The organism is Bacillus sp. BML-BC051 (assembly GCF_019656175.1).
In the GTDB taxonomy this organism is placed as follows: domain Bacteria; phylum Bacillota; class Bacilli; order Bacillales; family Bacillaceae_G; genus Bacillus_A; species Bacillus_A mobilis.
Window position 1 is genome coordinate 1 of record NZ_BPLI01000136.1, and the last position, 273, is coordinate 273.

Below are 273 nucleotides of genomic sequence, written 5' to 3' on the forward strand. Positions count from 1 at the left end.
CGTGTACTTTCCGTATGGTAGTTTAAATTTCGCTACACCTTTTTCATCTGTTTTCTCTTTTACTACTTCTTTCCCTTGTTCGTTGTAGATTGTAAATTCTGCGTTTGGCAGTTTCGCATTCCCATCCGCTACATCTACTTTCGTTATTTCTAACTCACCTTCTACCTTCTTATCTTGAACGATATGTTTAATAATTTCTCCATTCTCTTTTATTTCAAATGAGAACGTCTCTTCATTTATTACATAGCCATTCGGTGCTATTGTTTCTTTATA

1 protein-coding gene is annotated in these 273 nt (G+C 34.4%); it reads right to left on the reverse strand.

What is annotated here, in order from left to right:
- Nucleotides 1–273: MSCRAMM family protein (locus K5S59_RS29590; protein ID WP_259653027.1), on the reverse strand; the 273-nt coding region annotated here is incomplete at both ends.